Raw genomic sequence first — 25122 nt, 5'->3', positions numbered from 1 at the left:
GTTTACAGCTCCTTGCGCAGGCGCGGATCGAGAACGTCGCGCAGGCCGTCGCCCACCAGTTGCAGCGACAGCACGGACAGCACGATGGCGATGCCGGGAAAGATCATGATCCAGTCGGCCGAGCCCATGTACTGCTGGCCGGCGTTGATCATGGTGCCCCAGGTCGGAATGTCGGGCGACACGCCCACGCCCAGGAACGACAGGCCCGCCTCGGCCAGGATGGCGTACGCGAAGATGAAGGTGCCCTGCACCAGGATGGGCGACACCAGGTTGCGCAGCACGTGCACGGTGACGATGCGCCACGTGGGCACGCCCAGCGCGCGGGCCGCTTCCACAAAGGGCAGCTCGCGGATCACCAGCGTCGAGGCGCGCACGATGCGCGCCAGGCGCGGCGTGTACACGATGCCCAGCGCGATCACCACGTTGACCAGCGACGGGCCCAGCGCGGCCACCAGCGAGATCGCCAGCAGGATGTCCGGGAACGCCATCATCGCGTCGATCAGCCGCGACACGAACTTGTCGGCGGTGCGGAAGAACCCGGCGATCAGTCCCAGCGCAATGCCCAGCACGCTGGACAGGATGACAACGGAAAAGCCCACCATCAGCGACAGCCGTCCGCCGTGGATGACGCGGCTGAACACGTCGCGGCCGAAGTCGTCGGTGCCGAACCAGTGCGCGGCGCCCGGCGCCTTCAGGCGGTTCATGATGGACAGCTTGAACGGGTCGTAGGGGCTGATCCACGGCGCCAGCAGCGCGGCGGCCGCCAGCACCACGATCACGATGAGGCTGATCAGCACCGTCTTGCGCGACACCAGCAGGCGCAGGACCTGCCAGCGGTCCGAGCCGGGATTCATGGAAGTTGCAGTCGTCATGTCGATGGCTCAGTAACGCACGCGGGGGTCGACCACCAGATACAGCAGGTCGATGAACAAATTGATCAGCACATAGATGGCCGCGATGATCAGCAGCGCGCCCTGGATGACCGGATAATCCCGCCGCAGCACGGCCGACACCACCAGGCTGCCCACGCCGGGCAGGCCGAACACGGTCTCGGTCACCACCGCGCCGCTGATGAGCAGCGCCGTGGTCAGGCCCAGCACCGTCAGGATCGGAATCAGCGCGTTGCGCACCGCGTGCTTCAGGATGACCTTGCGTTCCGGCAGGCCCTTGGCGCGCGCCGTGCGCACGTAGTCGTCGCGCAGCACGTCCAGCATGCTGGCGCGGATGAAGCGGGTGATCAGCGCCGAATTCACCAGTCCCAGCACGACCGCAGGCAGGATCAGGTGCGACAGGCGCGTGGCGAGCGAGGCGTCGGGGCCGCCATAGCCGGCCACCGGCAGCCAGCCCAGCTTCACGGAGAACACCTGCATCAGCAGCAGCCCCAGCCAGAAGCTGGGCACGCTGGACGTGAACATCGAGAACGACAGCACCGATTGGTCCAGCGTCGTACCGCGCTTGACCGCCGACAGAATGCCGACCGGCAGCGCGATGGCGCTGGCGATCAATAGCGACATCAGCGTCAGCAGGATCGTCGGTTCGGCGCGGTCAGCCAGCGCCGCCAGCACCGGCTTGTTCATAAAGATGGACTGGCCCAGGTCGCCCTGGAGCAGCTTGCCCAGCCACGACACGTACTGCATCGCCACGGGCTGGTCCAGCCCCAGCTGCGCGCGCAGGGCGGCGATGTCCTGCTGGCTGGCCTGCGGGCCGAGCATCACGGCGGCCGGGTCGCCGGGCGTGAGGCGGATGATGACGAACACGATGGTCGCGACGATGAACATCACGGCCACCAGCCCGACCAGCCGATTCAAGAGATAACGCAACACGGTGGAGTCCTGGAAATCATTCTCGTGGGCGCGAGCGGATCGCGCGGTCTGCGGTGGCGGGCGGCTGCGGCCGCCCGCCGGGGCAGGGGCTTACTTGGCCGCCTTCCAGGCGTTCCAGAAATACGGCCACGGCACCGCCTGCGTGCCTTGCAGCGATGGCGAGCGCGCGGCCTGTGCGTTGAAGTCGCCCACCTTGATGAACGGCACTTCGTCGTACACGGCCTGCTGCACATCGGCCCAGCGCTTGACGCGCTCTTCCTGCGACCCGGCCTGGTTGAAGGCGTCCAGCACCTGATTGCGGCGCGGCGTGTCCCACCAGCCTGGCGCGTCCTTGGACGGGAAGTCGATCAGCGCGGGTTCAGGCAGGAAGGGGCTGTGGGTAATGAAGATGTCCCACACGGCCGGATCCTGGCGGCGCTGCGTCAGCGTGGCCCAATCCACGACCTGCATGTCCACTGTGAAGCCGGCGGCCTTCAGGTATTCGGCGGCAACCAGCGCCATCTTGTAATGGAACTCGTACTGCTGACTGGTCAGGATGCGGATCTTGCGGTCCTGCACGTTGGCGCTGTCGACAAGCTTCTTGGCCGCCGCGGCGTCGCCCTTGTTGTAGACCTTGCCGCCCAGCGACGTGGCCCACGGGAAGCCTTCCGGATACAGGTCGCCGTTGAGCTTGTAGAAGTTCTTGTCGCCGAACGCGGCGAACAGCATGTCTTCTTCGTTCAGAGCCAGCTGCACCGCCTGGCGCACGGTCTGGTTCGACATGATGCCCTGCTTGGTGTTGAGCACCAGGCGAGGCCAGCCGAAGGGCTTGAGCATGACCGGATCGGAGCGGCCATTCTTCAGCTTGGGCAGCGACTCCACGGGCAGCGAGTCCACGTAGTCGAACTGTCCCGCCACCGCGCTTTCCACGCGGGTATTGGCGTTGCTGACCGGCACGAAGCGGATCTCGTCCAGGTATTGCTTGCGCGCGCCGCCGTAGCCGTTGGGCTCGCCTTCGCGCTGCTTGTAGCCGTCAAAGCGCACCAGCTGCACGTACTGGTCGGGCACGCGGGCCTTGAGCTGATAGGGGCCGGTGCCGACGAATTCGGTCAGGGACGGCGCGATCTTGCCCTTGGGCATGACGACCGCGGCGCTGTTGTTCATGGCCAGCAGCGCGGTCAGGGGCGCGTACGGCTGTTTGAGCGTGATGCGGATCGTGTTGGCGTCCGGGGCCTCGATGGCGCTGATGATCTTGGCGGCCATCTTGCCGCGCGTGGCGGTCTCGGTCCAGCGCTTCAGCGACGCCAGCACGTCCGACGAATCCATCTTCGAACCGTCATGGAACGTGATGCCCTGACGCAGCGGGATCGTATAGACCAGCCCGTCGGCCGACACTTCCGGCATCTTGTCGGCCAGCAGCGGCGTCAGGTTCCACTTGGCGTCAAAGGTGTACAGCGTCTCGAAAAAGTGCTGGGTCAGGATGCCAACCAGGTCGGCCGTGCTGGTCATCGGATCCAGCGTCGGCGGCTCGCCGATGGTGGCGACAGAGATCGTGCCTCCCTTGACCGGCGTGGCACAGAGGGCGGGGGTCGACAAAGCGGTCAAGCCAATTGCGCCGGCCGCGAGCAGGCTCTTCAGCCCACCGCCTCGCCGGGAGGTACGGAAGTTCATGATTCTCTCTCCAGAGGAACAGAAACAGGTTGTCGCGTGAAATCGGATGCGCGCCGGTGCCCGGATGCTGCGGTCCCCGTGGGGCCTGGCGCGGTGCCGCGGGCAGGGGGACTAGAAGAAGGTTTCGGCCACGCCGGTGACGCCGTAGTGCTCGTTCACCAGCAGCACCTGACGCCATTTGTCGAACGTCAGGCAGGGATGCGAAATGTCGAAGGCGATCATGTCACCGACCTGGATGTCGTCGCCGTCGCTCACCTGCATGAAGGCGTGCTGGTCCATCATCGCGGACAGCTTCCAGTGCGACGGCGCGGCGCCGGGCTGCACCGAGCCGGGCCGGTACAGCAGGGCGGGAGTGGGCAGGCCCGCGTCGAAGGCGGCGTCGCGCTTGCCCATCGCGATGATGGCGCGGCCGGGTTCGGGCAGCGACTGCACGTAGGCCCAGACCTGCAAGGCGGGCTGCAAGCCGGGCTCCATCTTGCGCGCCACCGGGTTCTGCGCATTGATGCGCTCGGCCGCGGTACGGTAGATGCCCACGTCGTGCGACAGGTAGCAACCCGGACGCAGCACCACTTCCAGGGCGCCGCCGATGTCCAGTTGCGAAAATTCCTCGGCGACCACATCGAACCAGGCCGAACCGGCGCCGGAGATGATGGCCGGACCGTTCTTGCGCAGCCGGCCCGCGGCCGCCAGGCCGCGCAGCGCATCGGTGGCGCGGCGCAGAAACGCGCGGATGGCGCCTTCTTCCTGTAGTACGCCTTCGTAGACTTCGATGCCGGCCAGCGCCAGGCCGGGCCAGCGGGCGATCTCGTCGGCCACGGCCTGCAACTGTGCGTCATCGCGCACGCCGGTGCGTCCGCCGGCCGGACCCAGTTCGATCAGCACGGGCAGCACCTTGCCCTCGTCGCCGAAAAACTTGCCAAGCTGCGCGGCATTGGCGGCCGAATCCACGATGCAGAAGAACGTAAAGGCGGGATCCTGCAACAGTCGCGCGATGATGGCCATGTTGGCGCGGCCCACGAGCTGGTTGGCCATCAGCACCCGGCGCACGCCGTGCTGGTAAGCCGCCAGCACCTGCGGCGCGGTGGCCAGGGTGATGCCCCAGGCGCCGTTGTCGATCTGGCGCTTGAACAGCGCCGGGCTCATCGTCGTCTTGCCGTGCGGCGCCAGCTTGACGTGATAGGCCTCCATGAACTGCTGCATCCACTGCAGGTTGTGGCGCACGCGCGCCTCGTACAGCACGGCGACGGGCAGGCTGACGTCTTCGTTCAGCAGATTCCAGTTCAACGCCGCCACGTCGGCGGTGGTACAGGACTCGGGAAACGCGCCCAGGCCTTTGCCGTTCACGTCCAGCGGCGCTGCGGGGGAGGAGGAGTTGGTCATGGCGGCGGTCCGGTATGGAAAATATTTACGTCAAAACTGATTTTTTTCATTATCGTGAAAGAAATTTACAAGCGGGAGCTAGGAGTTTCCCGTAGCCCCGGCCGCGCCGACGGTGGGAAAATAGGTCCATGCTGCGCGCCCCACAGGGCGCGCCCGTGCTTCGACAAAGGAAAAGCCATGCTGAAAGTCGCCTTGGGCCAGTTCGCCGTCAGCCGCGTCTGGGAAGAAAACGCGCAGGTCTGCGTGGACCTGATGGAACGCGCCCGCGCCGGCGGGGCGGGGCTGCTGGTTCTGCCCGAAGGCATCCTGGCCCGCGACATCACCGACCCGCAGATCGTGCTCAAGGCCGCGCAGCCGCTGGATGGCCCGTTCATCACCCGCCTGCTCGACGCCAGCCGCGGTTCGGACCTGGCCACGATGATGTGCGTCCACGTGCCGACGGGCGAGGGCCGCGTGTGGAACACGCTGGTCACCATCCGCGACGGCCAGACCCTGTCGCAGTACCGCAAGCTGCACCTGTACGACGCCTTCACCATGAAGGAGTCCACCAATGTCACCCCCGGCACCGACATCCCTCCGTTGCTGGATATCGGCGGTCTGCGCGTGGGCCTCATGACCTGCTACGACGTGCGCTTTCCCGAACTGGCCCGCCGGCTGGCGCTGGACGGCGCCGACCTGCTCGTGCTCCCGGCCGCCTGGGTGCGCGGTCCGCTCAAGGAAATGCACTGGGAGGTCCTGGTGACCGCGCGGGCGTTGGAAAACACCTGCTACGTCGCCGCCACTGGCGAATGTGGCGAACGCAATATCGGGTGCAGCATGGTCGTGGATCCGCTGGGGGTGGTCACGGCGCGGGCCGGCGAAGCGCCTGCGTTGGTCTTTGCGGACATTGACCCCGAACGGCTGGCCCATGCCCGCAAGGTCTTGCCCGTGCTGGCCAACCGACGGTTCGGTCCGCCCGAACTGGCGTAGGCCTGGCGTGCTGCCGCCGAGCGGGGCGGCTGGCAGGCAAGGGGGCCGAGCCGGACATGGTGTAATGCAGGCTTGAAATCCTTGCTGTATTCCTTCATCTGCTGCCAATGAGCAACGATCTCTTCGCGGCCGATCCTGCGCATCGGCCTTACGTTCCCCTGGCCGAACGCCTGCGTCCCCGCACCCTGGCCGACGTGGTCGGCCAGTCGCATCTGCTGGGACCTGACAAGCCGCTACGCGTCGCCTTCGAATCCGGCCGTCCGCACTCCATGATCTTCTGGGGGCCGCCGGGCGTGGGCAAGACCACGCTGGCGCGTCTGATGGCCGACGGCTTTGACGCGCAGTTCATCGCCATCTCGGCCGTGCTGGGCGGCGTGAAGGACATCCGCGACGCCGTGACGGTGGCGCAGATCGCGCAGGGCCAGGGCCGCCGCACGATCCTTTTCGTTGACGAGGTTCACCGCTTCAACAAGGCGCAGCAGGATGCCTTCCTGCCGTATGTCGAAAGCGGGCTGTTCACGTTCATTGGCGCGACCACCGAAAACCCCTCGTTCGAGGTCAACTCCGCCTTGCTGTCGCGGGCGCGCGTCTACGTGCTGCAGTCGCTGACGGCCGAAGAGCTGCAGCAGCTGGTCGACCGCGCCGTGCAGGCGCTCAACGAAGGACAAGACGACGGCGCGGCGATCCGCATCGAACCCGACGCGCGCGAGCAGCTTGCCGCCTGGGCCGATGGCGATGCGCGCCGGCTGATCAGCGCGGTGGAAGTCGTGGCCGAATCGGCGCAGTCCGCCGGACGCGACACGGTGGATGCGGCCTGGCTGGAAATCTCCCTGTCGCAGAACCTGCGGCGCTTCGACAAGGGCGGCGACGCCTTCTACGACCAGATCAGCGCGCTGCACAAGTCGGTGCGCGGCTCCAATCCGGACGCGGCGCTGTACTGGTTCTGCCGCATGATCGACGGCGGCGCCGATCCCAAGTACCTGTCGCGGCGCCTGGTGCGCATGGCGGTCGAAGACATCGGCCTGGCCGACCCCCGCGCTACGGACCTGGCGGTGAACGGCGCCGACATCTACGAACGTCTCGGTTCCCCCGAAGGCGAGCTCGCGCTGGCGCAGGCTGTGGTCTACATGGCGTGTGCCGCCAAGTCCAACGCCGTCTACAACGCGTACAACCAGGCCCGCAAGTTCGCGGCGGAACACGGCAGCGCGCCGGTGCCCATCCACCTGCGCAACGCGCCGACCAAACTGATGAAACAGCTGGGCCACGGCAAGGCCTATCGCTATGCGCACGACGAGCCCCACGGCTACGCCGCGGGCGAGCAATATTTCCCTGACGGACTCAAGCCTTCCTTCTATCGGCCGACCGATCGTGGCCTGGAGGCTAAAATCCAGCAGAAGCTGGCATTCCTGCGCGAGCTGGACGCGCAGGAACGCGCCAAGAACCGGTGACGGGCAAGCCCCGCCGCCATTTTTTGCAACCTCACCGACCTCACCATGCTAGACCCGATACTGCTGCGTAAAGACCTGCAAACCGTCGTAGACCGCCTGAAGACCCGCGGCGTCGCCTTCGACACGGAACGGTTCAACGACCTGGAGTCTCGCCGCAAGGCCGTCCAGACCGAGACCGAGTCCCTGCAAGCCCGCCGCAATGCGCTGGCCAAGCAGATCGGCCAACTGAAGGCCAAGGGCGAGGACGCCAGCGCCGTCATGGCGGAATCGCAAGCCGTGCCCGAGCGCTTGAAGCAGCTCGAGGAAGAGCTGGCCGCGCTGCAGCAGCCGCTCAACGACCTGCTGATGTCGGTGCCGAACCTGCCGCACGCCAGCGTGCCGCTGGGCGAATCCGCCGATGACAACGTCGAGGTGCGCCGCTGGCTGCCTGGCGAAGCGGGCGCTGACGGCAACCCGCCTGCGCTGGCCTTCGAGGCGCGCGATCACGTGTCGCTGGGCGAACCGCTGGGCCTGGACTTCGACATGGCCGCCAAGCTGTCGGGCGCGCGCTTTTCGTTCATGCGCGGCCCCATCGCTCGCCTGCACCGCGCGCTGGCGCAGTTCATGCTGGACCTGCAAACCGGCACCCACGGCTATACCGAGTGCTACACCCCCTACATCGTCAATGCCTCGACGCTGTACGGCACGGGTCAGTTGCCCAAGTTCAAGGACGACATGTTCGCGGTCTCCAAGGGCGGCGGCGATGACGATCCCAAGGTCGACGACCAAGGCAAGCCGTATGTGCGTGAAGACCAGTACCTGATCTCCACGTCGGAAATCACGCTGACCAGCGTGGCCAGCGGCGCGATCCAGGCAGCCGCCGATCTGCCGCTCAAGCTCACTGCCCACACGCCGTGCTTCCGCTCCGAAGCCGGCAGCGGCGGCCGCGACACCCGCGGCATGATCCGTCAGCACCAGTTCGACAAGGTTGAAATGGTGCAGATCACGCAGCCGGACCAGTCGTACGACGCGCTGGAAGAAATGGTCGGCCACGCCGAGCGCGTGCTGCAGTTGCTGAACCTGCCTTACCGCGTCGTGCTGCTGTGCACGGGCGACATGGGCTTTGGTTCGGCCAAGACCTATGACCTGGAAGTCTGGCTGCCGGCGCAAAACACCTGGCGCGAAATCTCGTCGGTGTCCAACTGCGAAACCTTCCAGGCCCGCCGCATGCAGGCGCGTTTCCGCAATGCCCAAGGCAAGCCGGAATACGTGCACACGCTGAACGGTTCGGGATTGGCGGTGGGGCGTGCGTTGGTCGCCGTGCTGGAAAATCACCAGCAGGCCGACGGCAGTGTGCTGATTCCGGAAGCGCTGCAGCCGTACATGGGTGGTATTTCGGTACTCAAGCCCTGATACTGCCGCACGTCCATCGGCCATATGGCTGATAAAAAGACGGAGCCTTCGGGCTCCGTTTTTTTTTATCATTGCCGACATATTCCTGTCGTTTTGGAACGCTATCGTGCTCGCGTGAGTGCTTGATTTTTGATGTGAGCAATTGTGTATTTGGCATAAAAGGGCCGGATAGTTACGGCACAATACACCGGCGTTCTACACGCTTCATTCACTTATATAACAAGGAGTTGTCCATGACTTCAAGAATGATTGGAGATTTTCGTGTGAGATGCTCTGTGGCAAAGGAAGACGAGCAGGGCTATCGGGTGCAAATATGGACCCGCCGTATTGGCGGTACCGCACCCGAAAAATGCTGGACCGTGCCGGGACAGCCGCCCTTCGCTGAATTGCACGAAGCAGAACAGGAAAGCCGTCATCTGTTTCAGGGCATCAATGGTGTGCGTTTCAACGGTGAACCGGAGTTTGCTCATGCGTCCGCATAATGGTTGGTGGCGGGCGTCCAGTGCGCCGCGCCGCTGGATTGATCTCGTTCAGGAGTCGCCGCGTTGGGCCGATGAAAAGGCCAAACCGGTATTGCAACAACCGGCCTCGCTGGCCGCAAAACCCGTCCAGGCCCCCGCGGCCTGACAGGTCGTCGCGCGGGGCACCGGACATTGCCCCGACGAAAAAAGGCCACTCGCAAGAGTGGCCTTTGCTTTTTGCCGCCGGGCATATTCAGTGACGGTCGCGCCCATGTCCATGGCCGTGGCCGCGGTAATGGCCGTGGCGGGGCCCCGGGCCTCGCCATTCGCGGCGGTCGTAATAGCGGCCGCCACCGTAATACACCGGCCCCGGATAAACGACGGGCGGCGCGACATAAACCGGTGCAGGACGGTAATACACCGGTGGGGGCGGTGCGACGTACACCGGCGCCGGGGCCACGTAGACGGGTGCGGGATAGACGACGCCTGGAACACCGATCGAGATACCAACGTCCACGCGGGCCAGGGCGACGCTGGAAATCAGCAGACCCGCGGCACCGACACCTGCAATAAGCCATTTTTTCATCTTGCACCTGCCTGCTGCGAGACGCAGCAAAGTTGAGTATTCGTTGGTGCTATTTTCGGCGGTTTGCGCAAGCTATTCGTAAGCATCCCGGGCGCAATGGCGACAATCCGCAACCGCCCCCGTTTTCAAGCGGGTGCGCGTGCTGCACTGCGGCAGCGGGCGCCCGCTCTGGCGAGTTCGCGATTGAAGTCGATTGAAATAGGATGGAATTAACTGAAGCGGAGGGCTGGTGTTACAGCTGGACACTAACTCCAGGCGTGCAGCAGTACCGGTGTTGTTGCGGCACACCAGCCGGCTAGTAGTCCGACTTGTTGTAAGGCGTCGTCTGGCGGTATTCGACCACCCACACCCAGGGATTGGCCGCCCACGCATGTGCGCCATAACGTTCGCACCACATCAGCGCGAACGCAGTCTGCAGAGGCACGCCCGGCAATAGCGCGGAACTCTGATAAAGCGACTGCGTGCCTTCGGCACGCGCGTCGGCCTCGGTCAGGTTCTGTAGCCGCTGAATGCGTACGCCCACGACGACGGCGCTGGCAAAAGGCGAGCCCGCTTCATCGGCCAGGATGATGGTTTCGCCCGATTTGCCATAGGGGCACCTGACCCAGCTCGAAGTCTTGCGCAATTCGGAAGGTTTATCCGGTGACGGTCCCATGGCCACCCATCTTCCGGAATCCGCGGCGTCCGCATACCAGACCGTAGTGAACTTGGACGGCTGCGGCTTGAGGATGCGCCGGCTTTGCACCTTGGCGCCATCCAGAATGGCTTGCTTGAGCGGTTCGCTGAATTGAAGTAACTGCCGTTTCATGTGCTAGCTGTATCCCTCGCGATGAACGCTTGCGCGCTTATTGCTGTTATGGCCGGGGCCGGCACGTGCCACCTGCTTGAGACTTGCTCAAGCTCCGCATGCGGAGTATGACGTGTCACGACTTACCTGTCAGGTAGGGCGCTTCATATGTGTTGTCTTTTTGAAAACGCCTGGGCGTTATTTGTATACTCGACCAATGACTACCGACCTCCACAATCTCAAGCCCGGTTACTACTGGTACACCATGGCCAACGACCCGCTGGCCGTCATCCATATTCATGAAGACGGCGGCGCCACGCTCATGGGCACGGACTATCGCATCGGCGCCGAAGGCGTCGCCGACATGGTCCGGCAAGGCGAACGCTTCTTCTGGATCGAGCCGCCTCAAGTCTGAGATGGCGGATCTGCTCCTCAAGAACGTCCGCACGGCACAAGGCGAGGGCGTTGACGTCCTGGTGCGCGGCGGCCGCATCCTGCGGATCGGACCGGGTCTCGATGCCGATCCCGGCGTAAACGTCGAAGACGGCGGGGGCGCCTTGCTGCTGCCCGCCCTCATCGAGGGCCACACCCATCTGGACAAGACGACCTGGGGTTCCGCCTGGTACGTAAACAAGGTCGGACCGTCCCTCACCGACCGCATCGACAACGAACGCAACTGGCGCGCCGCCACGGCACATGACGCCGCCAGCCACTCGCACGCATTGGCGCTCGCATTTCTGCGGGCGGGCACGACGCGGATCCGCACCCACGTTGACGTCGACACCGACGCCGGGTTGAAGCATCTGGAAGGCGTGCATGGCACGCGGCAGGCGCTGGCTGGCCGCGTCGAGATCCAGACGGTGGCCTTTCCGCAATCCGGTCTCTTGGCCCGTGCCGGCACGGCCGAGCTGCTGGACCAGGCACTTGCCGGCGGGGCGGACGTGCTGGGCGGACTGGACCCATCCGCCATCGACCGCGACCCCGTGAAATCCCTGGACGTGCTGTTCGGCCTGGCCGACAAGCATGGCAAACCGGTCGACATTCATCTGCACGAACCCGGCGAACTTGGCGCCTTCACGCTGGAGCTGATCCTCGACCGGGTGCAGGCGCTGGACATGAAAGGCAAGGTCGTGATCAGCCACGCGTTCTGTCTGGGCGCCCTCGACGCCGCTCGTTTGAACGGGCTGCTTCGGCGGCTGGCGTTGCTGGACGTGGCCCTGCTGACCACCGCGCCGGCATCGCGGCCGGTGCCCGCAGTGCGCTCCTGCCGCGAGGCAGCCGTAACGCTTTTTGGCGGCAACGACGGCATCCGGGACACCTGGACGCCGTACGGCAGCCCGGACATGTTGGAACGCGCCGCGCTGATCGGGCTGCGCAACGATCTGCGCCGCGACGACGAGATCGAGTGGGCGTTTGAATGCGTGACCCGCGCGGCAGCCCGCGCCTGCGGGTTTGCGGATTACGGCCTGGCCCCCGGCGCGCGCGCCGACCTGGTGCTGGCCGACGCCAGTTGCATTGCCCAAGCCGTGGTGCAGCGCACGCCCCGGCGCCTGGTGGTGTCCAGCGGCGTGGTCGTGGCGCGCAACGGCGAAGACGCCATCGCCTAGCGGGCGCGCTGCGCGGCCGCGGCGCCCAGGCCGAGTTGCGACTCGGCCAATTCCACAAACGCCCGCATCAATTCCGAACGCACGCCGGAGCGCAACCAGATCGCGCCCACCGTCCTGACCGGACAAGGCTCGGGCAGCGGCCAGCGTTTGACGTGCGCGGACGGCGTGCCCGTACTGGCCCAATCGGGCAGCAGCGCGACACCCAACCTTTCGGCGACCAGTTTGGCAATGGATTCGATGCCGTCCAGTTCAAAGCGAACGCGCGGACGCAGGCTGCGCGCGCGCAGGTAGTCGTCCGCCATCTTGCCACCCACCACGCTGCGGTCGTAGCAGATATACGGCTCCCGGGCGATGACGGCCAAGGGGTCGTCGACCTGCATATCGGCGGGGGTGGCCAGCACCAGGGGCTCGTGCCGCAAGTCGCGCCACGCGCAGGTCTTGGGAATGGGAAACAGCGGGTGCACCAGCAGCGCGCCGTCCAGTTCGCCCGACAGCACCTTGCTGTACAGCAGCGTGGTCGGCGCGGGTTCTATGTAGATCTCGATGCCCGGATGCCGGGTCACCCACGTGCGCAGCACCGGCGGCATGATGCCGGTCAAGGCGGTGGGGGTGGCGCCCAGCCGCAAGGGGCCGGCCGGCAGGTCCGTGTCCGATGCGGCCGAGCGCAGGTCACGCACGTCGCGCAGGATGGCGCGCGCGCGTTCCAGGATGCGCACGCCGGCGGGCGTGGGTTTGACCGTGCGGCCCGAGCGCGCAATCAGTGCGCTGCCCACGTCCGCCTCCAGCGCGCGCAACCGCTGCTGCACCGTGGCCGGTGTCAGCCCCTGATGCCGGGCGGCCTGGGCGATGGAGCCGAGTTCCACCACATGCACATAGGTCTGTAGAAAGCGCGAATCCAAAGCCGCGTGCCCTTTTCAGAAAATGGTTTTTCCATATTCTAAAGATGCGTGAAGATAATTGTTGTTTTCTTTGGTCCGGAGAAGAATACGTCCAGGCGATCAGGCAGCGCGCGGCGCGCCGATCGGTCCAGTCGATTTCACTGCTTTCAAGGAGCCACCCGTGCCCATCATTGAATCCATAGACGTATGCGCCGCGGCGGTGCCTCTGGATAAGGTCACCTCGTTTTCCAACCGCACCGTGTCCACCCGCCACTACGGCCTGGTCAAGGTGCGCTCCACCGATGGCGTGGAGGGTATCGGGTTCTGCTATGTCGGCAGCGCCGGCGGCGCAATCTTCGAGGCCGCCGTCCAGAGCCTCTTGGGCCCCGTGCTGCTCGGCAAGGATTCGCACGCGGTCGAAGGGTTGTGGCAATCCATGTATCAGGAAGCGCTGTTGCAAGGCCGGCAAGGCACGGTGATGCGCGCGTTGAGCGCGCTGGACATCGCACTGTGGGACCTGAACGCCAAGACGGCGGGCCTGCCCCTGCACAAGTTCCTGGGCGCGGTCGAGCTGGAATCCGTGCCGGCCTACGCCAGCGGCGGTTACTACCTCGATGGCAAGACCCCGCAGCATCTGGGCGAGGAAATGGCCAGCTACGTGGCCAAGGGGTTTGGCGCCGTCAAGATGAAGACCGGCCGCCTGTCGCCGCGCGAGGAAGAAGCGCGCCTGAAGGCCGCGCGCGAAGCCGTGGGCCCGGACGTCGAGCTGATGATGGACTGCAATAACGCCTGGCAGGACGTGACGCAGGCCATGCAATACATCCGCCGCTTCGAACAATACGAGCCGTACTTCATCGAAGAACCGTTCAGTCCGGATGACATCGACAGCCACGCCAAGCTGGCGCGCCTGACGCATCTGCCGATAGCCACCGCCGAGATCGGCTACGGCCGCTGGTATCACAAGGAACTGCTGGACAAGGGCGCGGCGGGCATCCTGCAGACGGATGCGGCGGTTTGCGGCGGCATCACCGAATGGAAGCGTATCGCCGCCACCGCAGCCAGCTACGGCGTGGTCGTGTGCCCGCACTGGTTCCACGACGTGCATGCGCCGCTGGTCGCGGCCACGCCCAATGCGCGCTATGTCGAATTCTTCTGGGACGATCAGGTCCTGAATTTCCGCAAGCTGGTCGACCGCCAACTGACCCACAAGCAGGGCCGCGTGATTCTGCATCAGGAGCCGGGTCTGGGGTTCGGCTTTGACGAGCGCATGGTCGAACGCTTCGGCAAGTGGACGCGCGTCGCCCGTTAGGCCCGTCTTTCATTAGGCCCGTCTTCCATCAGGCTCGTCGACCGGCGCCGCGCAAAGGTTGCATGCCGTGCACATGCGGCAGCGGCGCCGGTTCATGCAGGCGTAGTACCCGAAGGTCCGCATCCAGGCCGCGTCAGACGGCCGGATGCAACAGCGGCAGGCAGTTCCACATAACCAGTTGCCGGCCGTCGGACCGGCGCGCGAGGAGACAACGATGCAACGTAGGCAATTCATGACCAGCGCCGCGGCGCTGGGGGCGGCCCTTGTGCTGCCGTCGGCGGCGCGGGCGCAGGACATGCCCTCCGGGCCGGTGAAGATCGTGGTGGGGTTTCCCGCGGGCGGCGGCACGGACGTGCTGGCCCGGCTGCTGGGGCAGAAGCTCGGCGTGCTGTGGAATATGCCCGTCATCGTCGAAAACCGCGCGGGTGCGGCGGGCATCATTGCGGCCGAGCAGGTCGCCCGCCAGCCCGGCGACGGCAACACGCTGCTGATGGCGCACGTGAACAGCCATGGCATCGCGCCCGGCCTGCAGCCCAAGCTGGCGTATTCGGTGGACAAGGACTTCACGCCCATCGCGCTGGTCGGCAAGACGCCCACCATTTTGATCGGCGGCGCCAGCCAGCCGGCCAAGACGTTGCCCGAACTCGTCCAGCTATGCCGCGCGCAGCCCGGCAAGATCGTGTTCGGATCTGCGGGCAGCGGATCCGCGCAGCATCTGGCGCTGGAAATCTTCAAGGCGCGCGCCGGCATCGACGTGCTGCACGTGCCGTACAAGGGATCGGCGCCGCTGATGAACGACCTGCTGGGCGGCCACGTGCAATATTGCTTCGAGGGAATGACCACCGCCACGCCGCTGATCCAGTCCGGCAAGGTCATCGCGCTGGCCCAGACGCTGCAGAAGCGTTCCAAGAGCCAGCCCAATGTGCCGACGGTGGCCGAGCAGGGCTATCCGGGATTCGAGGCCAGCATCTGGTTCGGTATGGTCGGCCCGGGCGGTATGCCTGCCGCCATGGTCCAGCGCATGAACCGCGACATCGACCAGGTGCTGGCGATGCCGGACGTGCAGGAGAAACTGGCGCAGGTGGGCGCGGAAGACGGCGGCGGGGGCGTGCAGCGCTTTGCCGAATTCATGAAGAGCGAACAGCAGAAGTACGCGAAGACAATCCAGGACGCGAAGATCGTGGCGGAGGGGTAGCGCTTACCGCGCCTCAGGATCCACCCAGCCCGCCGTCGCCGAGATCGAGCGGGCTTTTTCGCTGAGCAGGCGCGCGGTTTCGGATTCCAGGTCGTCGTCCACCGCGCCGACCGGTCCCATCAGTGTGATGGCGGCCTTCATTTCGCCCAGCATGTCGAAGATGGGCGCGGACAACGACGTGAAATGCGGCAGCAGCGCGTGGCGGCAGCGGCTGATGTGGTGCTTCTGCACTTCGTCGCGAATGGCCTGCACGTCCGCCATCGTGTAGGCATTGCCGGCGGTGCCGCCGTGGCTTTCGGGCACGGATGAGGCCAGCTCCTGTTCCAGCAGCTCGCGGGTCAGCGCATCGGGCAGGTGCGCCAGGAAATTTCGGCCCAGCGCGGACGACAGCAGCGGCATCACCGTGCCCACGCGCAATTCGAGCAGCGGCCGGCTGCGGCTGCCTTCGACGCGGTAGACAATCGTGGGGCCCTTGTTGCCCCACACGCCCAGGAACACTGTGTGACCCGTGGCCGCGGCCACCTCGGCCATGATCGGGCGCGCCGTCGTGAACACGTCGAATTGCTCCAGCGCGGCCAGCCCCAGCCGCAACGCATACGGACCCAGGCCGTAGTGGCCGGTGTCGGCGTGCTGCTGCACCACGCCCACTTTCTGGAAGCTCACCAGGTAATAGTGGACGTTGGGCACCGTCAGCGCACAGGCGTCAGCGATTTCCTTGAGCGGCATCGGGCGGCCGGTCTTGCGGATGACGTCCAGGATCCGGAACCCCACCTCGATCGACTGGATGCCCCTGCGCGCCGTGGCCGGCGCCTGTTCCGAATTCTTCTCAACCTTGCCGGCGGGCCTTGCCATTGCTGCCTCCACAGTGTGCGTGGCGGCAGTGTAGCAGCGGCCTTTTCCCCGCTTTTCCAGTCCGCGCCGGGTTTCCCCTAGCTTTTTCCCGTTCGGGCTTAGCTTTGATAATAGTTAATGCGTACAGCACTATCAATCTAAAACGACAGGGGAAAGCAAGCATGGAAGCAAATGTCGCAATGCCCAGGCTCGACGCCGGGCCGACGCTGAGCCGCAAGGAAGAACGTCAGGTCGTGGTCGCCTCGACGCTGGGCACGCTGTTCGAGTGGTATGACTTTTTCATCTACGGAACGCTGGCTGTCTTCATGAGCCAGGTCCTCTTCCCGCAGGACAACCCCACCGTCGCGCTCTTGGCCGCCCTGGGCGCACTGGCCGTGGGCTTCATCATCCGGCCGCTGGGCGCGGTGATGTTCGGCTATCTGGGCGACAAGCTGGGCCGCAAATACACCTTCCTGATCACCGTCGTCATGATGGGCGGCGCCACCGTGCTGATCGGCTGCCTGCCCACCTACGAGACGGCGGGCCACCTGTCCTGGATCCTGCTGCTGACGCTGCGGGTCGTGCAGGGCCTGGCGGTGGGCGGCGAATACGGCGGCGCGGTGATCTACGTTGCCGAACACTGCGAACCGCGGCGCCGGGGGCTCCTGACCGGATGGATCCAGATCACCTCGTCGGCCGGCCTGATCCTGTCGCTGGTCGTCATCCTGCTCGTCCAGGCCTCGATGAGCGCCGAGGACTTCCGCCAGTGGGGCTGGCGTCTGCCGTTCATCCTGTCGATCGTGATGCTGGCCATTTCGATCTACGTGCGCGCCAAGCTGCAGGAATCGCCCGTCTTCACGCGCATGAAGCAGCAGAACCGCCTGTCGAAGAACCCGGTCAAGGAAACGTTCGGCCAATGGCCCAGCCTGCGCCTCGTGCTGCTGGCGCTGATCGGCGTGACCGCCGGCCAGGGCGGCACCTATTTCACCGGGCAGTTCTACGTGATGATCTTCCTGCAGCAGGCCGTGCAGCTTGATCAGACCACTGTCTACCGGCTGATCCTGATCGGCTTCATCATCGGCGCGCCGACCTTCGTGCTGTTCGGCTGGCTGTCGGACAAGATGGGCCGCAAGTGGATCATGATGGCCGGCCTGTTCATCGGCGCCGTGGGTTACCACGCGATGTTCAACGTGCTGCTCAATGCCGGCAATCCGGCGCTGGCGCAGGCCATGCAGACCACGCCGGTCCGCGTGCATGCCGACACCAGCGGCGGCGCGTGCGACTTCGGATTGCAGGCCGCCATGATCGGCAGCCATGCCGACCACAAGAAGGTGTGCGTGCAGGCCAAGAAATTCCTGGTCGGCAAGGGCATCAACTTTGAATATGCCGCGCCGATCCCGGGGCAGGAAATTGCGATGAGCGTGGGCGGCGCCACCGTCAACGGCTTTGACCGCGCGGCCTACGCCAAGGCGCTGACGGCGGCCGGCTATCCGGAGAAGGCGGATCCCGCGCGCATCGACCGCGCCACGATCATCCTGATCCTGGTGCTGATGACGGCCGTCGTCGCGATGGTCTATGGCCCGGTCGCGTCCTATCTGGTTGAATTGTTCCCGGCGCGCATCCGCTACACGGCGCTGTCGTTCCCGTATCACATCGGCGCGGGCATTTTTGGCGGTATCGTGCCCTTTACCGCCACGTACCTGGCGCAGGCCAGCGGCAATATCTTCGGCGGCCTGATGTACCCGGTGGCGGTGATGGTGGTCGTGGGCGTCATCGGCAGCCTGCTGCTGCCCAACACGCGTGCGAAGGCCATCGACGAAGATCCGGCCCACTGACAACAACGAGACGAAAAGGAAGCGAGCATAGATATGTCCATGCAAAAGACCTTCAAGGCCGCCGTCATCCAGGCGGCGTCCATTCCCACCGACAGCATGGCTTGCGCCGAAAAGGCCGCCGCGCTGATCCGGCAGGCGGCCGAGCAGGGCGCCCGGGTACAGGTGTTTCCCGAAGCCTTCCTGGGGGGATATCCCAAGGGCAATTCCTTCGGCGCTCCCATCGGGATGCGCAAGCCCGAAGGCCGCGACGCCTTTGCCGCCTATCATCAGCAGGCCATCCGCCTGGACGGCGAGGAGGTCGCGCTGGTGGCGCAGGCCGCGGCCGACACCGACAGCTTCGTGGTGATGGGTTGCATCGAGGCCGACGGCGGCACGCTGTACTGCACCGTGCTGTATTTCAACGGCCAGGCCGGCCTGGCGGGCAAGCATCGCAAGCTGATGCCGACCGCTGGGGAACGCCTGATCTGGGGTTTCGGCGACGGGTCCACCATGCCCGTCATCGACACCCCCTACGGCAAGATCGGCGCGGTGATCTGCTGGGAAAACTACATGCCCATGCTGCGCATGTACATGTACAGCCAGGGCGTCGCGCTGTATTGCGCACCCACGGCGGACGATCGCGACACTTGGGTGCCCAGCATGCGCCACATTGCGCTGGAAGGGCGCTGCTACGTGTTGACCGCGTGCCAGCACCTGCGCCGCAGCGCCTACCCCGAGGACTTCGAATGCGCGTTGGGCGACGCGCCGGACACGGTCCTGATGCGCGGCGGCAGCGCCATCATCGGTCCGCTGGGCGAGGTGCTGGCCGGTCCGGATTTCTCGGACGAGACCATCCTGTACGCCGACATCGAACCCAACCAGATCCTGCGCGGCAAGTACGACTTCGACGTGTCCGGGCACTACGCCCGCCCCGACGTCTTCCAGCTTCAGGTGGACACCCGCGAAAAGCGCGCGGTCTCGGCCACCGGCGCCGCCGCCGGGCAGCAGGAGGCATGATCGATGCATTTTGATTTCAACGCCTTGCCGGCGCAGACGGTCTACAACATCCTCACCTCGACCGTCACGCCGCGTCCGATCGCGTGGGTCACCACCGTGTCGGGCAAAGGCGTCGTCAACGCGGCGCCCTTCAGTTTCTTCAACGTGATGGGGCATCAGCCGCCGACGGTCGCTATCGGCCTGATGCGCCATGCTGGCGGGGAATTCAAGGACACCGGCGCCAACATCATCGAGAACGGTGAGTTCGTAGTGAATCTGGTGCCGGAATCCCTGGTCCGCGAGATGAACCAGACCTGCGCCGACTACCCGGCGGACGTGGACGAAATGGCCGCGGCCGGTTTGACCGCGCTGCCCGCCACCCATGTGCGACCGCCCCGCATCCAGGGCAGTCCGGTGTCGCTGGAGTGTGTCAGCCAGGCAACGGTGGTGACCGGTCCGCGACAGATTGTGGTTATCGGGCGCGTGCTGGGCGCGCATGTCGAAGACGCCTATGTGCGGGACGCCGAACGCGGGCATGTGGATACGCCGGCGCTGGGACTTATTGCCCGCATGCACGGCGGCGGCTGGTACGCGCGCAGTACGGACACCTTCCAGCTTGCGCGGCCGACGTCGCCGACCTGAGTTTCCGCGGCCTTCGGGCCGTTTTTCTTGCCTGGGTTTTCCCGTTGATTCGGTCAGCGATAGCGGCTTTTTTACAACGCTGCCGACGCCTTTAAGGCAATGCGAGGAGGTTGCGTCAATAACGCCTTCATTTCCCCCGATGCCGCCCAAATCCGGACTGCTAGCATCCGTTCGACCGTCGCGAGAACCCTCGAAAATCCGAATTCTCCGCCGGCAATTTCAGACACAACGGACACCATTATTGGGGGCGGATAACCAGGGGCTTGCGAGCATCTGGCTTGAATTGGCGGCGGCGCAATTCCGCCGCCAAGGCATCCGCCCGAGCACGCATTCACACCGCCCTGGAAGTCGCCGGAGGCAGTATGAAAAACATGAAGCTTGGAACCCGCCTTGCGGGTGGTTTCGCCATCTTGCTGGCCATGATCATGGTCATGTGCATTGTCGGGCTGGTCAGCCTGGCCAACATCAACGAATCGGTCGAAACGCTGACGCAGCGATCCCTCACAAAGGAACGCCTGATCAACGACTGGGCGCGCAACATCCAGTCGGGCGTCACCCGGACCACCGCCATCGCCAAGAGTGCCGACGCCAGCCTGGCAGGCTTCTTCGCCGAGGAAGCCGCGGCATCGACCCGCAACTCGTCGGCCTTGCAGCAGAAGATCGAGCCCTTGATCGAAAGCGACGAGGAAAAGGTGCTTTGGCAAGGCATTGGCAAGGCGCGCAGCGAATACCTTCGCACCCGCGACGGCATCTTCAAGGCCAAGCAGGAAGGCAACGTGGACGCCGCCAACAAGATCTTCACGCAGGAGTTCTTGCCCGCGACGCGCCAGTTCATTGACAACATCAATCGCCTGTCCGAATTGCAGCGCGCCGATATCGACGCGCGCGCCGCAGAAATCGAAGCGTCTTACGGCAACGCGAATCTGTGGATGATCGTGATCGGCTCCATCGCGGTGGTCTGCGGCCTGTTGATGTCCGTGCTGCTGACGCGCAGCATCACCCGTCCGCTGTCCGACGCCGTGCGCGTCGCGCGCACGGTTGCGGCAAACGACCTGACTAGCACCATCGTCGTGCGCTCGCGCGACGAGATCGGCCAGTTGATGGCGGCGCTGGAATCCATGAACGCCAACCTGGCCAGCACGGTCGCCCGGATCCGCACCGGCGTGGACAGCATCGCGTCCGCCTCCGGTGAGATCGCGGCAGGCAACACCGACCTGTCCTCGCGCACCGAGCAGCAGGCTGCGTCGCTGGAGGAAACCGCCGCCTCGATGGAGCAGCTGTCGTCTACCGTGAAGCAGAACGCCGACAGCGCCAAGCAGGCCAACCAGCTCGCCGCGGCGGCCTCGGAAACCGCATCGCGCGGCGGCGCCACCGTGTCCGAAGTCGTCAGCACCATGAACGCGATCTCCGCCAGCTCGGTGAAGATCTCGGACATCGTGTCGGTGATCGACGGCATCGCGTTCCAGACCAACATCCTGGCGCTCAACGCCGCAGTGGAAGCCGCCCGTGCCGGCGAGCAGGGCAAGGGCTTTGCGGTCGTGGCCGCCGAGGTGCGCACGCTCGCGCAGCGCAGCGCCCAGGCCGCCAAGGAGATCAAGGTCCTGATCGAAGACACCGTGCAGAAGATCGGTCAGGGCTCGGGCAGCGCCGAACGCGCCGGCGCGACGATGCAGGAGATCGTCAGTTCCGTGCAACGTGTGACCGACATCATGGGCGAAATCGCGGCGGCCTCGGCCGAGCAGGCGGATGGCATTGAACAAGTCAACCGTGCCGTGTCGCAGATGGACGAGGTGACCCAGCAGAACGCGGCGTTGGTGGAAGAGGCTGCGGCGGCTGCGGGCTCGATGCAGGATCAGTCGGCGGATCTGACGCGGGCGGTGAGCGCGTTCAGGTTGCCGGGCGGTGCGGAGCGGGTGTTGGCGGTCGAGGCGGTGTCGTCCGTCCAGGCCGGCGGGTCGCAGGCGTCGTTGCGGTTGGCTGCTTATTGAGCATGCGGCACGGCGTGAATATGCCGTGCAAAGAAAAAAGCCCCTGATTTCTCAGGGGCTTCATTCTTCAATACTTGGCGGAGAGGGTGGGATTCGAACCCACGGTACGGGGATACCGTACGCCTGATTTCGAGTCAGGTACATTCGACCACTCTGCCACCTCTCCGTGGCTGGGTTCCGCATCGGTGAAGTCTCGGTTTAACAAGACTTCACTAAAAGATCCCTGGTCGGAAGGATCTTCGTTGTCGGAGCAGCGAAGCCCGCAATTCTACAGGATTTTTTTCTTTTGTGTAAAGGGGTGGAAAAAAGAACGGGTAAAAGGACCACAGCGGGTTTCATCCGGCTTTCAGTCGGCGCAATCTTTGGCCAGAATTCACCCCATTCCGCCCTCTGCGCATTCCATGGACCTCATCCTCATCCTTCTGCTCGCGGCCGTGCTTTGCGTGCCCATCACGCAAAGACTGGGGCTGGGCGCCATTCCGGGTTACCTGATCGCGGGCGTTCTCGTCGGACCGTCGTGCTTCAAGCTGGTCACGAACGTGGACACGATGATCGGCGTGTCGCAGTGGGGCGTCGTGATGATGCTGTTCATCATCGGGCTGGAACTGTCGCCCAAGCGCCTGTGGGCGATGCGCAACGAAGTCTTCATCCTGGGCACCCTGCAGATGCTGATCTGCGGCCTGCTGCTGGGGGTGGTGTTCGGCGCGGCGCTGCGGCATCTGGCGGGCATGGAGTGGCAGGCGGCGGTGTTGTGCGGTCTGTCGCTGGCGCTGTCGTCCACGGCGGTGGCGCTGCGGTTGCTGGACGAGCGTCAGTTGACGCGCACGCCGCTGGGGCGCTCGGCGCTGGGCGTGCTGCTGTTCCAGGACATGGCGGCGATTCCGATGCTGGTCGCGGCCGGCCTGCTGGGCTCGGACGGGACCTCCGCACCGTCCTTCAAAGAAGCGCTGGTGGCCGTGGCGGTCGTGGCGCTGGCCTACCGGCTGCGTCTGCTGGGCTGGGCGGCGAAGGCGGAATTGAACGAACTCTTTACCGCCGCGGCGCTGCTGATGGTGGTGGGCGCAGCTCAATTGTTCGACTACGCGGGCCTGTCGGCGGGCCTGGGCGGATTCCTGGTGGGCGTGTTGATGGCCGAATCGCGCTACCGGCATGAACTGGAAAAAGCGATCGACCCGTTCAAGGGTTTGCTGCTGGGCCTGTTCTTCGTGGCCATCGGCATGTCCATCAACCTCAAGGTCGTGGCCCATCACTGGATGTTCATCTGCGCGGGCGTCGCGGCGTTGCTGGCGGTGAAGGCCGTCATCCTTTATGGATTCGCGCGCTTTCTGGGGCTGCCGCGCTATCACCGGCTGCTGTTTGCGCTGGTGCTGGCCCAGGGCGGCGAGTTCAGCTTCGCCATCTTCAACGAAGCCTGGGACAACCATCTGGTGAACCTGGAGCAGCGCGACGTGCTGTCGGTGATCGTCGCGGTGTCGATGGGCGTGGTGCCGGTGCTGATCAAGGTGCTAGAGCGCGTGCCGGAGAAATACGGCGGCATGGCGGGCCTGCCTGTGACGGACGCGTTGCCGGTCACGGACACTGCGCCGTCTGCCGACGCCGCGCCGTCGTCCTCCTCGGACAAGCCGCCCACCGCTTGACCCCGCAGCGGGTAAGGGCATGGCATGATTGGCGGCTTGCCGGGCAGCTACACTTGAAGCCCGTTTCGTTTCCCCACGCCAGCTCACAGGAGAAAGCTCATGCTCAAAGGAAAAGTAGCGCTTGTCACCGGTTCCACCAGCGGGATCGGCCTGGGTATCGCCACGGCCTTCGCCGAGCAGGGCGCCGATATCGTCCTGAACGGTTTTGGCGACGCGGCCGAAATCGAGAAGCTGCGCGCGGAGCTTGCCGCCAAGCATGGCGTGAAGGTCATCTACGACGGCGCGGATCTCTCCAAGGGCGCGGCCGTGCGCGAGCTGGTCGAAAACACCGTCCGCGAGCTTGGCCGCATCGACATCCTGGTCAACAACGCGGGTATCCAGCACACCGCGTTGATCGAAGACTTTCCGGCCGAAAAGTGGGATGCCATCCTGGCGCTGAATCTGTCCGCCGTGTTCCACGGCACCGCCGCCGCCTTGCCGCACATGAAGAAGCAGGGTTCGGGCCGAATCATCAACATCGCGTCCGCGCACGGCCTGGTGGCATCGGCCAGCAAGTCGGCCTACGTGGCCGCCAAGCATGGCGTCGTGGGATTCACCAAGGTCACGGCGCTGGAAACGGCCGGGCAGGGCATCACCGCCAACGCCATCTGCCCGGGCTGGGTGCGCACCCCGCTCGTCGAAAAGCAGATCACCGCGCTGGCTGAAACGAACGGCGTGGACCAGGAAACCGCTGCCCGCGACCTGCTCAGCGAAAAGCAGCCGTCGCTGCAATTCGTGACGCCGGAACAACTGGGCGGCACCGCCGTGTTCCTGGCCTCGGACGCCGCCGCGCAAATCACCGGCACGACCGTCTCCGTCGATGGCGGCTGGACGGCGCGCTAAACAAGGAATTTCTGAATGCTGTTGTTGCTTTCCCCCGCCAAGAAGCTGGACTACGACTCGCCGCTGCACGTCGAGACGCATACCCAGCCGATGTTCGTGGATCAGGCCGCCGGCCTGATCAAGGTCCTGAAGACCAAGACCGCCGAGGACATCTCGGACCTGATGAGCCTGAGCCCGGCCCTGTCCGAGCTGAACGTCCAGCGCTACGCGCACTGGAAGCGCAGCTTCACGCAGGCCAACTCGCGCCAGGCCGTGCTGGCCTTCAATGGCGACGTCTACGAAGGCCTGGACGCCGCCACCCTGTCGGCCAAGCAGCTCGACTGGGCGCAGGAGCACGTCGCCATCCTGAGCGGCCTGTACGGCGTGCTTCGCCCGTTAGACCTGATGCAGCCGTACCGCCTGGAAATGGGCACGCGGCTGGAGAACCCCAAGGGCAAGAACCTGTACGAGTACTGGGGCAGCACCATCGCGGACTACCTGAACGAGCGCCAGGCCAGCCAGAAGTCGCCGGTCGTCATCAACCTGGCCTCCGAGGAATACTTCAAGTCCGTCGATCAGAAGGTCCTGAAGGCGCGGGTGGTGCAATGCGTGTTCCAGGACTGGAAGAACGGCGCCTGGAAGATCATCAGTTTTCACGCCAAGCGCGCGCGCGGCCTGATGGCGCGTTACGCCATCCAGCACAAGGTTGCCAAGCCGGAAGGGCTGCAGGGGTTTGATCTGGAAGGCTACGCGTACGACGCGTCGGCGTCGTCGGCGGACAAGCTGGTGTTTCGCCGCAAGCTAGATTGACGAAGTCGGCGGCGGGGGAAGGTGTCAGACACCTGGTTGGGACCTCGCCCTTTCACAA

The 25122-nt window shown here is 65.1% G+C and carries 23 protein-coding genes and 1 tRNA gene; 15 read left to right on the top strand and 9 right to left on the bottom strand.

Translation table 11 applies throughout. The features are described 5' to 3' along the window. Positions 1-2 precede the first annotated feature (2 nt). The 4 genes from MHZ91_RS24965 to MHZ91_RS24950 form a co-directional block, all read right to left on the bottom strand. Positions 3-872 (bottom strand): ABC transporter permease, encoded by an 870-nt coding sequence (locus MHZ91_RS24965; protein ID WP_056568629.1) that lies wholly within the window; start codon positions 870-872, stop codon positions 3-5. A 9-nt stretch (positions 873-881) separates the two neighbouring features. Continuing rightward, positions 882-1823 (bottom strand): ABC transporter permease, encoded by a 942-nt coding sequence (locus MHZ91_RS24960; protein WP_175184149.1) that lies wholly within the window; start codon positions 1821-1823, stop codon positions 882-884. A gap of 90 nt (positions 1824-1913) precedes the next feature. Next, positions 1914-3473, bottom strand: coding sequence for an ABC transporter substrate-binding protein (locus MHZ91_RS24955; protein ID WP_175137223.1), 1560 nt, complete (start codon positions 3471-3473; stop codon positions 1914-1916). Between the two features lie 111 nt (positions 3474-3584). Further along, positions 3585-4853: an amino acid deaminase gene (locus MHZ91_RS24950; protein ID WP_239216210.1), complete on the bottom strand. Its 1269-nt coding sequence runs from the start codon at positions 4851-4853 to the stop codon at positions 3585-3587. 177 nt (positions 4854-5030) lie between these two features. Here MHZ91_RS24950 and MHZ91_RS24945 point away from each other — a divergent pair, with 177 nt between their 5' ends. From MHZ91_RS24945 to MHZ91_RS24930, 4 genes are all read left to right on the top strand, one after another. Continuing rightward, positions 5031-5822 carry a deaminated glutathione amidase gene (locus tag MHZ91_RS24945; RefSeq protein ID WP_239216208.1) on the top strand — a complete coding sequence of 264 codons (792 nt, stop codon included), beginning with the start codon at positions 5031-5033 and terminating at the stop codon, positions 5820-5822. 107 nt (positions 5823-5929) lie between these two features. Further along, positions 5930-7270: a replication-associated recombination protein A gene (locus MHZ91_RS24940; RefSeq protein ID WP_056568621.1), complete on the top strand. Its 1341-nt coding sequence runs from the start codon at positions 5930-5932 to the stop codon at positions 7268-7270. Positions 7271-7315: 45 nt separating this feature from the next. After that, on the top strand, positions 7316-8662 hold the full coding sequence (serS, locus tag MHZ91_RS24935) for a serine--tRNA ligase (protein WP_175137226.1): 1347 nt from the start codon (positions 7316-7318) through the stop codon (positions 8660-8662). A 233-nt stretch (positions 8663-8895) separates the two neighbouring features. Further along, positions 8896-9144, top strand: coding sequence for a hypothetical protein (locus MHZ91_RS24930; protein WP_175123125.1), 249 nt, complete (start codon positions 8896-8898; stop codon positions 9142-9144). A gap of 232 nt (positions 9145-9376) precedes the next feature. Here MHZ91_RS24930 and MHZ91_RS24925 read toward each other — a convergent pair whose 3' ends face one another. Together MHZ91_RS24925 and MHZ91_RS24920 are read right to left on the bottom strand one after the other, a co-directional pair. After that, complete coding sequence (locus tag MHZ91_RS24925; RefSeq protein WP_218344881.1) at positions 9377-9709, bottom strand: virulence factor; 333 nt, start codon at positions 9707-9709, stop codon at positions 9377-9379. 295 nt (positions 9710-10004) lie between these two features. Further along, complete coding sequence (locus MHZ91_RS24920) at positions 10005-10517, bottom strand: ASCH domain-containing protein (RefSeq protein ID WP_175123123.1); 513 nt, start codon at positions 10515-10517, stop codon at positions 10005-10007. 196 nt (positions 10518-10713) lie between these two features. Between MHZ91_RS24920 and MHZ91_RS24915 the strand changes: the two genes are divergently transcribed. Next, a complete protein-coding gene (locus MHZ91_RS24915) occupies positions 10714-10911 on the top strand; it encodes a hypothetical protein (protein ID WP_056568607.1) in 198 nt (65 codons plus the stop codon). A gap of 1 nt (position 10912) precedes the next feature. After that, the gene (locus tag MHZ91_RS24910) at positions 10913-12103 is read left to right on the top strand and encodes an amidohydrolase family protein (protein ID WP_239216206.1); all 1191 of its coding nucleotides are present in this window, start codon (positions 10913-10915) and stop codon (positions 12101-12103) included. Here the strand turns inward: MHZ91_RS24910 and MHZ91_RS24905 are convergent. Next, positions 12100-13002: a LysR family transcriptional regulator gene (locus MHZ91_RS24905; RefSeq protein ID WP_239216204.1), complete on the bottom strand. Its 903-nt coding sequence runs from the start codon at positions 13000-13002 to the stop codon at positions 12100-12102. The two genes, MHZ91_RS24910 and MHZ91_RS24905, sit on opposite strands and share 4 nt — an antisense overlap. A 160-nt stretch (positions 13003-13162) precedes the next feature. Here MHZ91_RS24905 and MHZ91_RS24900 point away from each other — a divergent pair, with 160 nt between their 5' ends. Both MHZ91_RS24900 and MHZ91_RS24895 read left to right on the top strand, forming a co-directional pair. After that, the gene (locus MHZ91_RS24900) at positions 13163-14290 is read left to right on the top strand and encodes a mandelate racemase/muconate lactonizing enzyme family protein (RefSeq protein ID WP_105237620.1); all 1128 of its coding nucleotides are present in this window, start codon (positions 13163-13165) and stop codon (positions 14288-14290) included. Between the two features lie 214 nt (positions 14291-14504). Continuing rightward, positions 14505-15485 carry a tripartite tricarboxylate transporter substrate binding protein gene (locus MHZ91_RS24895; RefSeq protein ID WP_175137231.1) on the top strand — a complete coding sequence of 327 codons (981 nt, stop codon included), beginning with the start codon at positions 14505-14507 and terminating at the stop codon, positions 15483-15485. Positions 15486-15488: 3 nt separating this feature from the next. On the opposite strand, the gene MHZ91_RS24890 is transcribed toward MHZ91_RS24895, so the two are convergent. Next, positions 15489-16337: an IclR family transcriptional regulator gene (locus tag MHZ91_RS24890; protein ID WP_175123119.1), complete on the bottom strand. Its 849-nt coding sequence runs from the start codon at positions 16335-16337 to the stop codon at positions 15489-15491. 161 nt (positions 16338-16498) lie between these two features. On the opposite strand from MHZ91_RS24890, the gene MHZ91_RS24885 reads away from it, so the two are divergent. The 4 genes from MHZ91_RS24885 (at position 16499) to MHZ91_RS24870 (ending at position 21756) form a co-directional block, all read left to right on the top strand. Continuing rightward, on the top strand, positions 16499-18151 hold the full coding sequence (locus MHZ91_RS24885) for an MFS transporter (RefSeq protein WP_239216202.1): 1653 nt from the start codon (positions 16499-16501) through the stop codon (positions 18149-18151). Positions 18152-18184: 33 nt separating this feature from the next. Beyond that, on the top strand, positions 18185-19147 hold the full coding sequence (locus MHZ91_RS24880) for a carbon-nitrogen hydrolase family protein (RefSeq protein ID WP_175137234.1): 963 nt from the start codon (positions 18185-18187) through the stop codon (positions 19145-19147). A gap of 3 nt (positions 19148-19150) precedes the next feature. Then, the gene (locus MHZ91_RS24875; RefSeq protein WP_175123116.1) at positions 19151-19768 is read left to right on the top strand and encodes a flavin reductase family protein; all 618 of its coding nucleotides are present in this window, start codon (positions 19151-19153) and stop codon (positions 19766-19768) included. A gap of 371 nt (positions 19769-20139) precedes the next feature. Next, positions 20140-21756 carry a methyl-accepting chemotaxis protein gene (locus tag MHZ91_RS24870; protein ID WP_281359591.1) on the top strand — a complete coding sequence of 539 codons (1617 nt, stop codon included), beginning with the start codon at positions 20140-20142 and terminating at the stop codon, positions 21754-21756. Between the two features lie 75 nt (positions 21757-21831). Here the strand turns inward: MHZ91_RS24870 and MHZ91_RS24865 are convergent. Beyond that, positions 21832-21922 (bottom strand) — tRNA-Ser (locus MHZ91_RS24865). A 235-nt stretch (positions 21923-22157) separates the two neighbouring features. Here MHZ91_RS24865 and MHZ91_RS24860 point away from each other — a divergent pair. The 3 genes from MHZ91_RS24860 to yaaA all read left to right on the top strand — a co-directional run bounded on the left by MHZ91_RS24860 (position 22158) and on the right by yaaA (position 25064). Then, positions 22158-23393 (top strand): cation:proton antiporter, encoded by a 1236-nt coding sequence (locus MHZ91_RS24860; RefSeq protein WP_239216200.1) that lies wholly within the window; start codon positions 22158-22160, stop codon positions 23391-23393. Between the two features lie 99 nt (positions 23394-23492). Continuing rightward, a complete protein-coding gene (locus tag MHZ91_RS24855) occupies positions 23493-24275 on the top strand; it encodes a 3-hydroxybutyrate dehydrogenase (protein ID WP_239216198.1) in 783 nt (260 codons plus the stop codon). 15 nt (positions 24276-24290) lie between these two features. Continuing rightward, entirely contained in the window at positions 24291-25064 is a 774-nt protein-coding gene (gene yaaA, locus MHZ91_RS24850) for a peroxide stress protein YaaA (protein WP_175123112.1), read from the top strand. The last annotated feature ends 58 nt before the right edge of the window (positions 25065-25122 follow it).

This window comes from Achromobacter sp. ACRQX (genome assembly GCF_022346505.1).
GTDB classification, from domain to species: domain Bacteria; phylum Pseudomonadota; class Gammaproteobacteria; order Burkholderiales; family Burkholderiaceae_B; genus Achromobacter; species Achromobacter animicus.
Note: the sequence above shows the minus strand (reverse complement) of the source record. Positions and strands in the feature narration are given on the sequence as shown.

Bases quoted from the DNA above. Each gene is read 5' to 3' on its own strand.
- MHZ91_RS24965 (WP_056568629.1), bottom strand. From the start codon at position 872: ATGACGACTGCAACTTCCATGAATCCCGGCTCGGACCGCTGGCAGGTC.
- MHZ91_RS24955 (WP_175137223.1), bottom strand. From the start codon at position 3,473: ATGAACTTCCGTACCTCCCGGCGAGGCGGTGGGCTGAAGAGCCTGCTC.
- MHZ91_RS24950 (WP_239216210.1), bottom strand. From the start codon at position 4,853: ATGACCAACTCCTCCTCCCCCGCAGCGCCGCTGGACGTGAACGGCAAA.
- MHZ91_RS24945 (WP_239216208.1), top strand. From the start codon at position 5,031: ATGCTGAAAGTCGCCTTGGGCCAGTTCGCCGTCAGCCGCGTCTGGGAA.
- MHZ91_RS24940 (WP_056568621.1), top strand. From the start codon at position 5,930: ATGAGCAACGATCTCTTCGCGGCCGATCCTGCGCATCGGCCTTACGTT.
- serS (WP_175137226.1), top strand. From the start codon at position 7,316: ATGCTAGACCCGATACTGCTGCGTAAAGACCTGCAAACCGTCGTAGAC.
- MHZ91_RS24930 (WP_175123125.1), top strand. From the start codon at position 8,896: ATGACTTCAAGAATGATTGGAGATTTTCGTGTGAGATGCTCTGTGGCA.
- MHZ91_RS24925 (WP_218344881.1), bottom strand. From the start codon at position 9,709: ATGAAAAAATGGCTTATTGCAGGTGTCGGTGCCGCGGGTCTGCTGATT.
- MHZ91_RS24920 (WP_175123123.1), bottom strand. From the start codon at position 10,517: ATGAAACGGCAGTTACTTCAATTCAGCGAACCGCTCAAGCAAGCCATT.
- MHZ91_RS24915 (WP_056568607.1), top strand. From the start codon at position 10,714: ATGACTACCGACCTCCACAATCTCAAGCCCGGTTACTACTGGTACACC.
- MHZ91_RS24910 (WP_239216206.1), top strand. From the start codon at position 10,913: ATGGCGGATCTGCTCCTCAAGAACGTCCGCACGGCACAAGGCGAGGGC.
- MHZ91_RS24895 (WP_175137231.1), top strand. From the start codon at position 14,505: ATGCAACGTAGGCAATTCATGACCAGCGCCGCGGCGCTGGGGGCGGCC.
- MHZ91_RS24890 (WP_175123119.1), bottom strand. From the start codon at position 16,337: ATGGCAAGGCCCGCCGGCAAGGTTGAGAAGAATTCGGAACAGGCGCCG.
- MHZ91_RS24885 (WP_239216202.1), top strand. From the start codon at position 16,499: ATGGAAGCAAATGTCGCAATGCCCAGGCTCGACGCCGGGCCGACGCTG.
- MHZ91_RS24880 (WP_175137234.1), top strand. From the start codon at position 18,185: ATGTCCATGCAAAAGACCTTCAAGGCCGCCGTCATCCAGGCGGCGTCC.
- MHZ91_RS24875 (WP_175123116.1), top strand. From the start codon at position 19,151: ATGCATTTTGATTTCAACGCCTTGCCGGCGCAGACGGTCTACAACATC.
- MHZ91_RS24870 (WP_281359591.1), top strand. From the start codon at position 20,140: ATGAAGCTTGGAACCCGCCTTGCGGGTGGTTTCGCCATCTTGCTGGCC.
- MHZ91_RS24860 (WP_239216200.1), top strand. From the start codon at position 22,158: ATGGACCTCATCCTCATCCTTCTGCTCGCGGCCGTGCTTTGCGTGCCC.
- MHZ91_RS24855 (WP_239216198.1), top strand. From the start codon at position 23,493: ATGCTCAAAGGAAAAGTAGCGCTTGTCACCGGTTCCACCAGCGGGATC.
- yaaA (WP_175123112.1), top strand. From the start codon at position 24,291: ATGCTGTTGTTGCTTTCCCCCGCCAAGAAGCTGGACTACGACTCGCCG.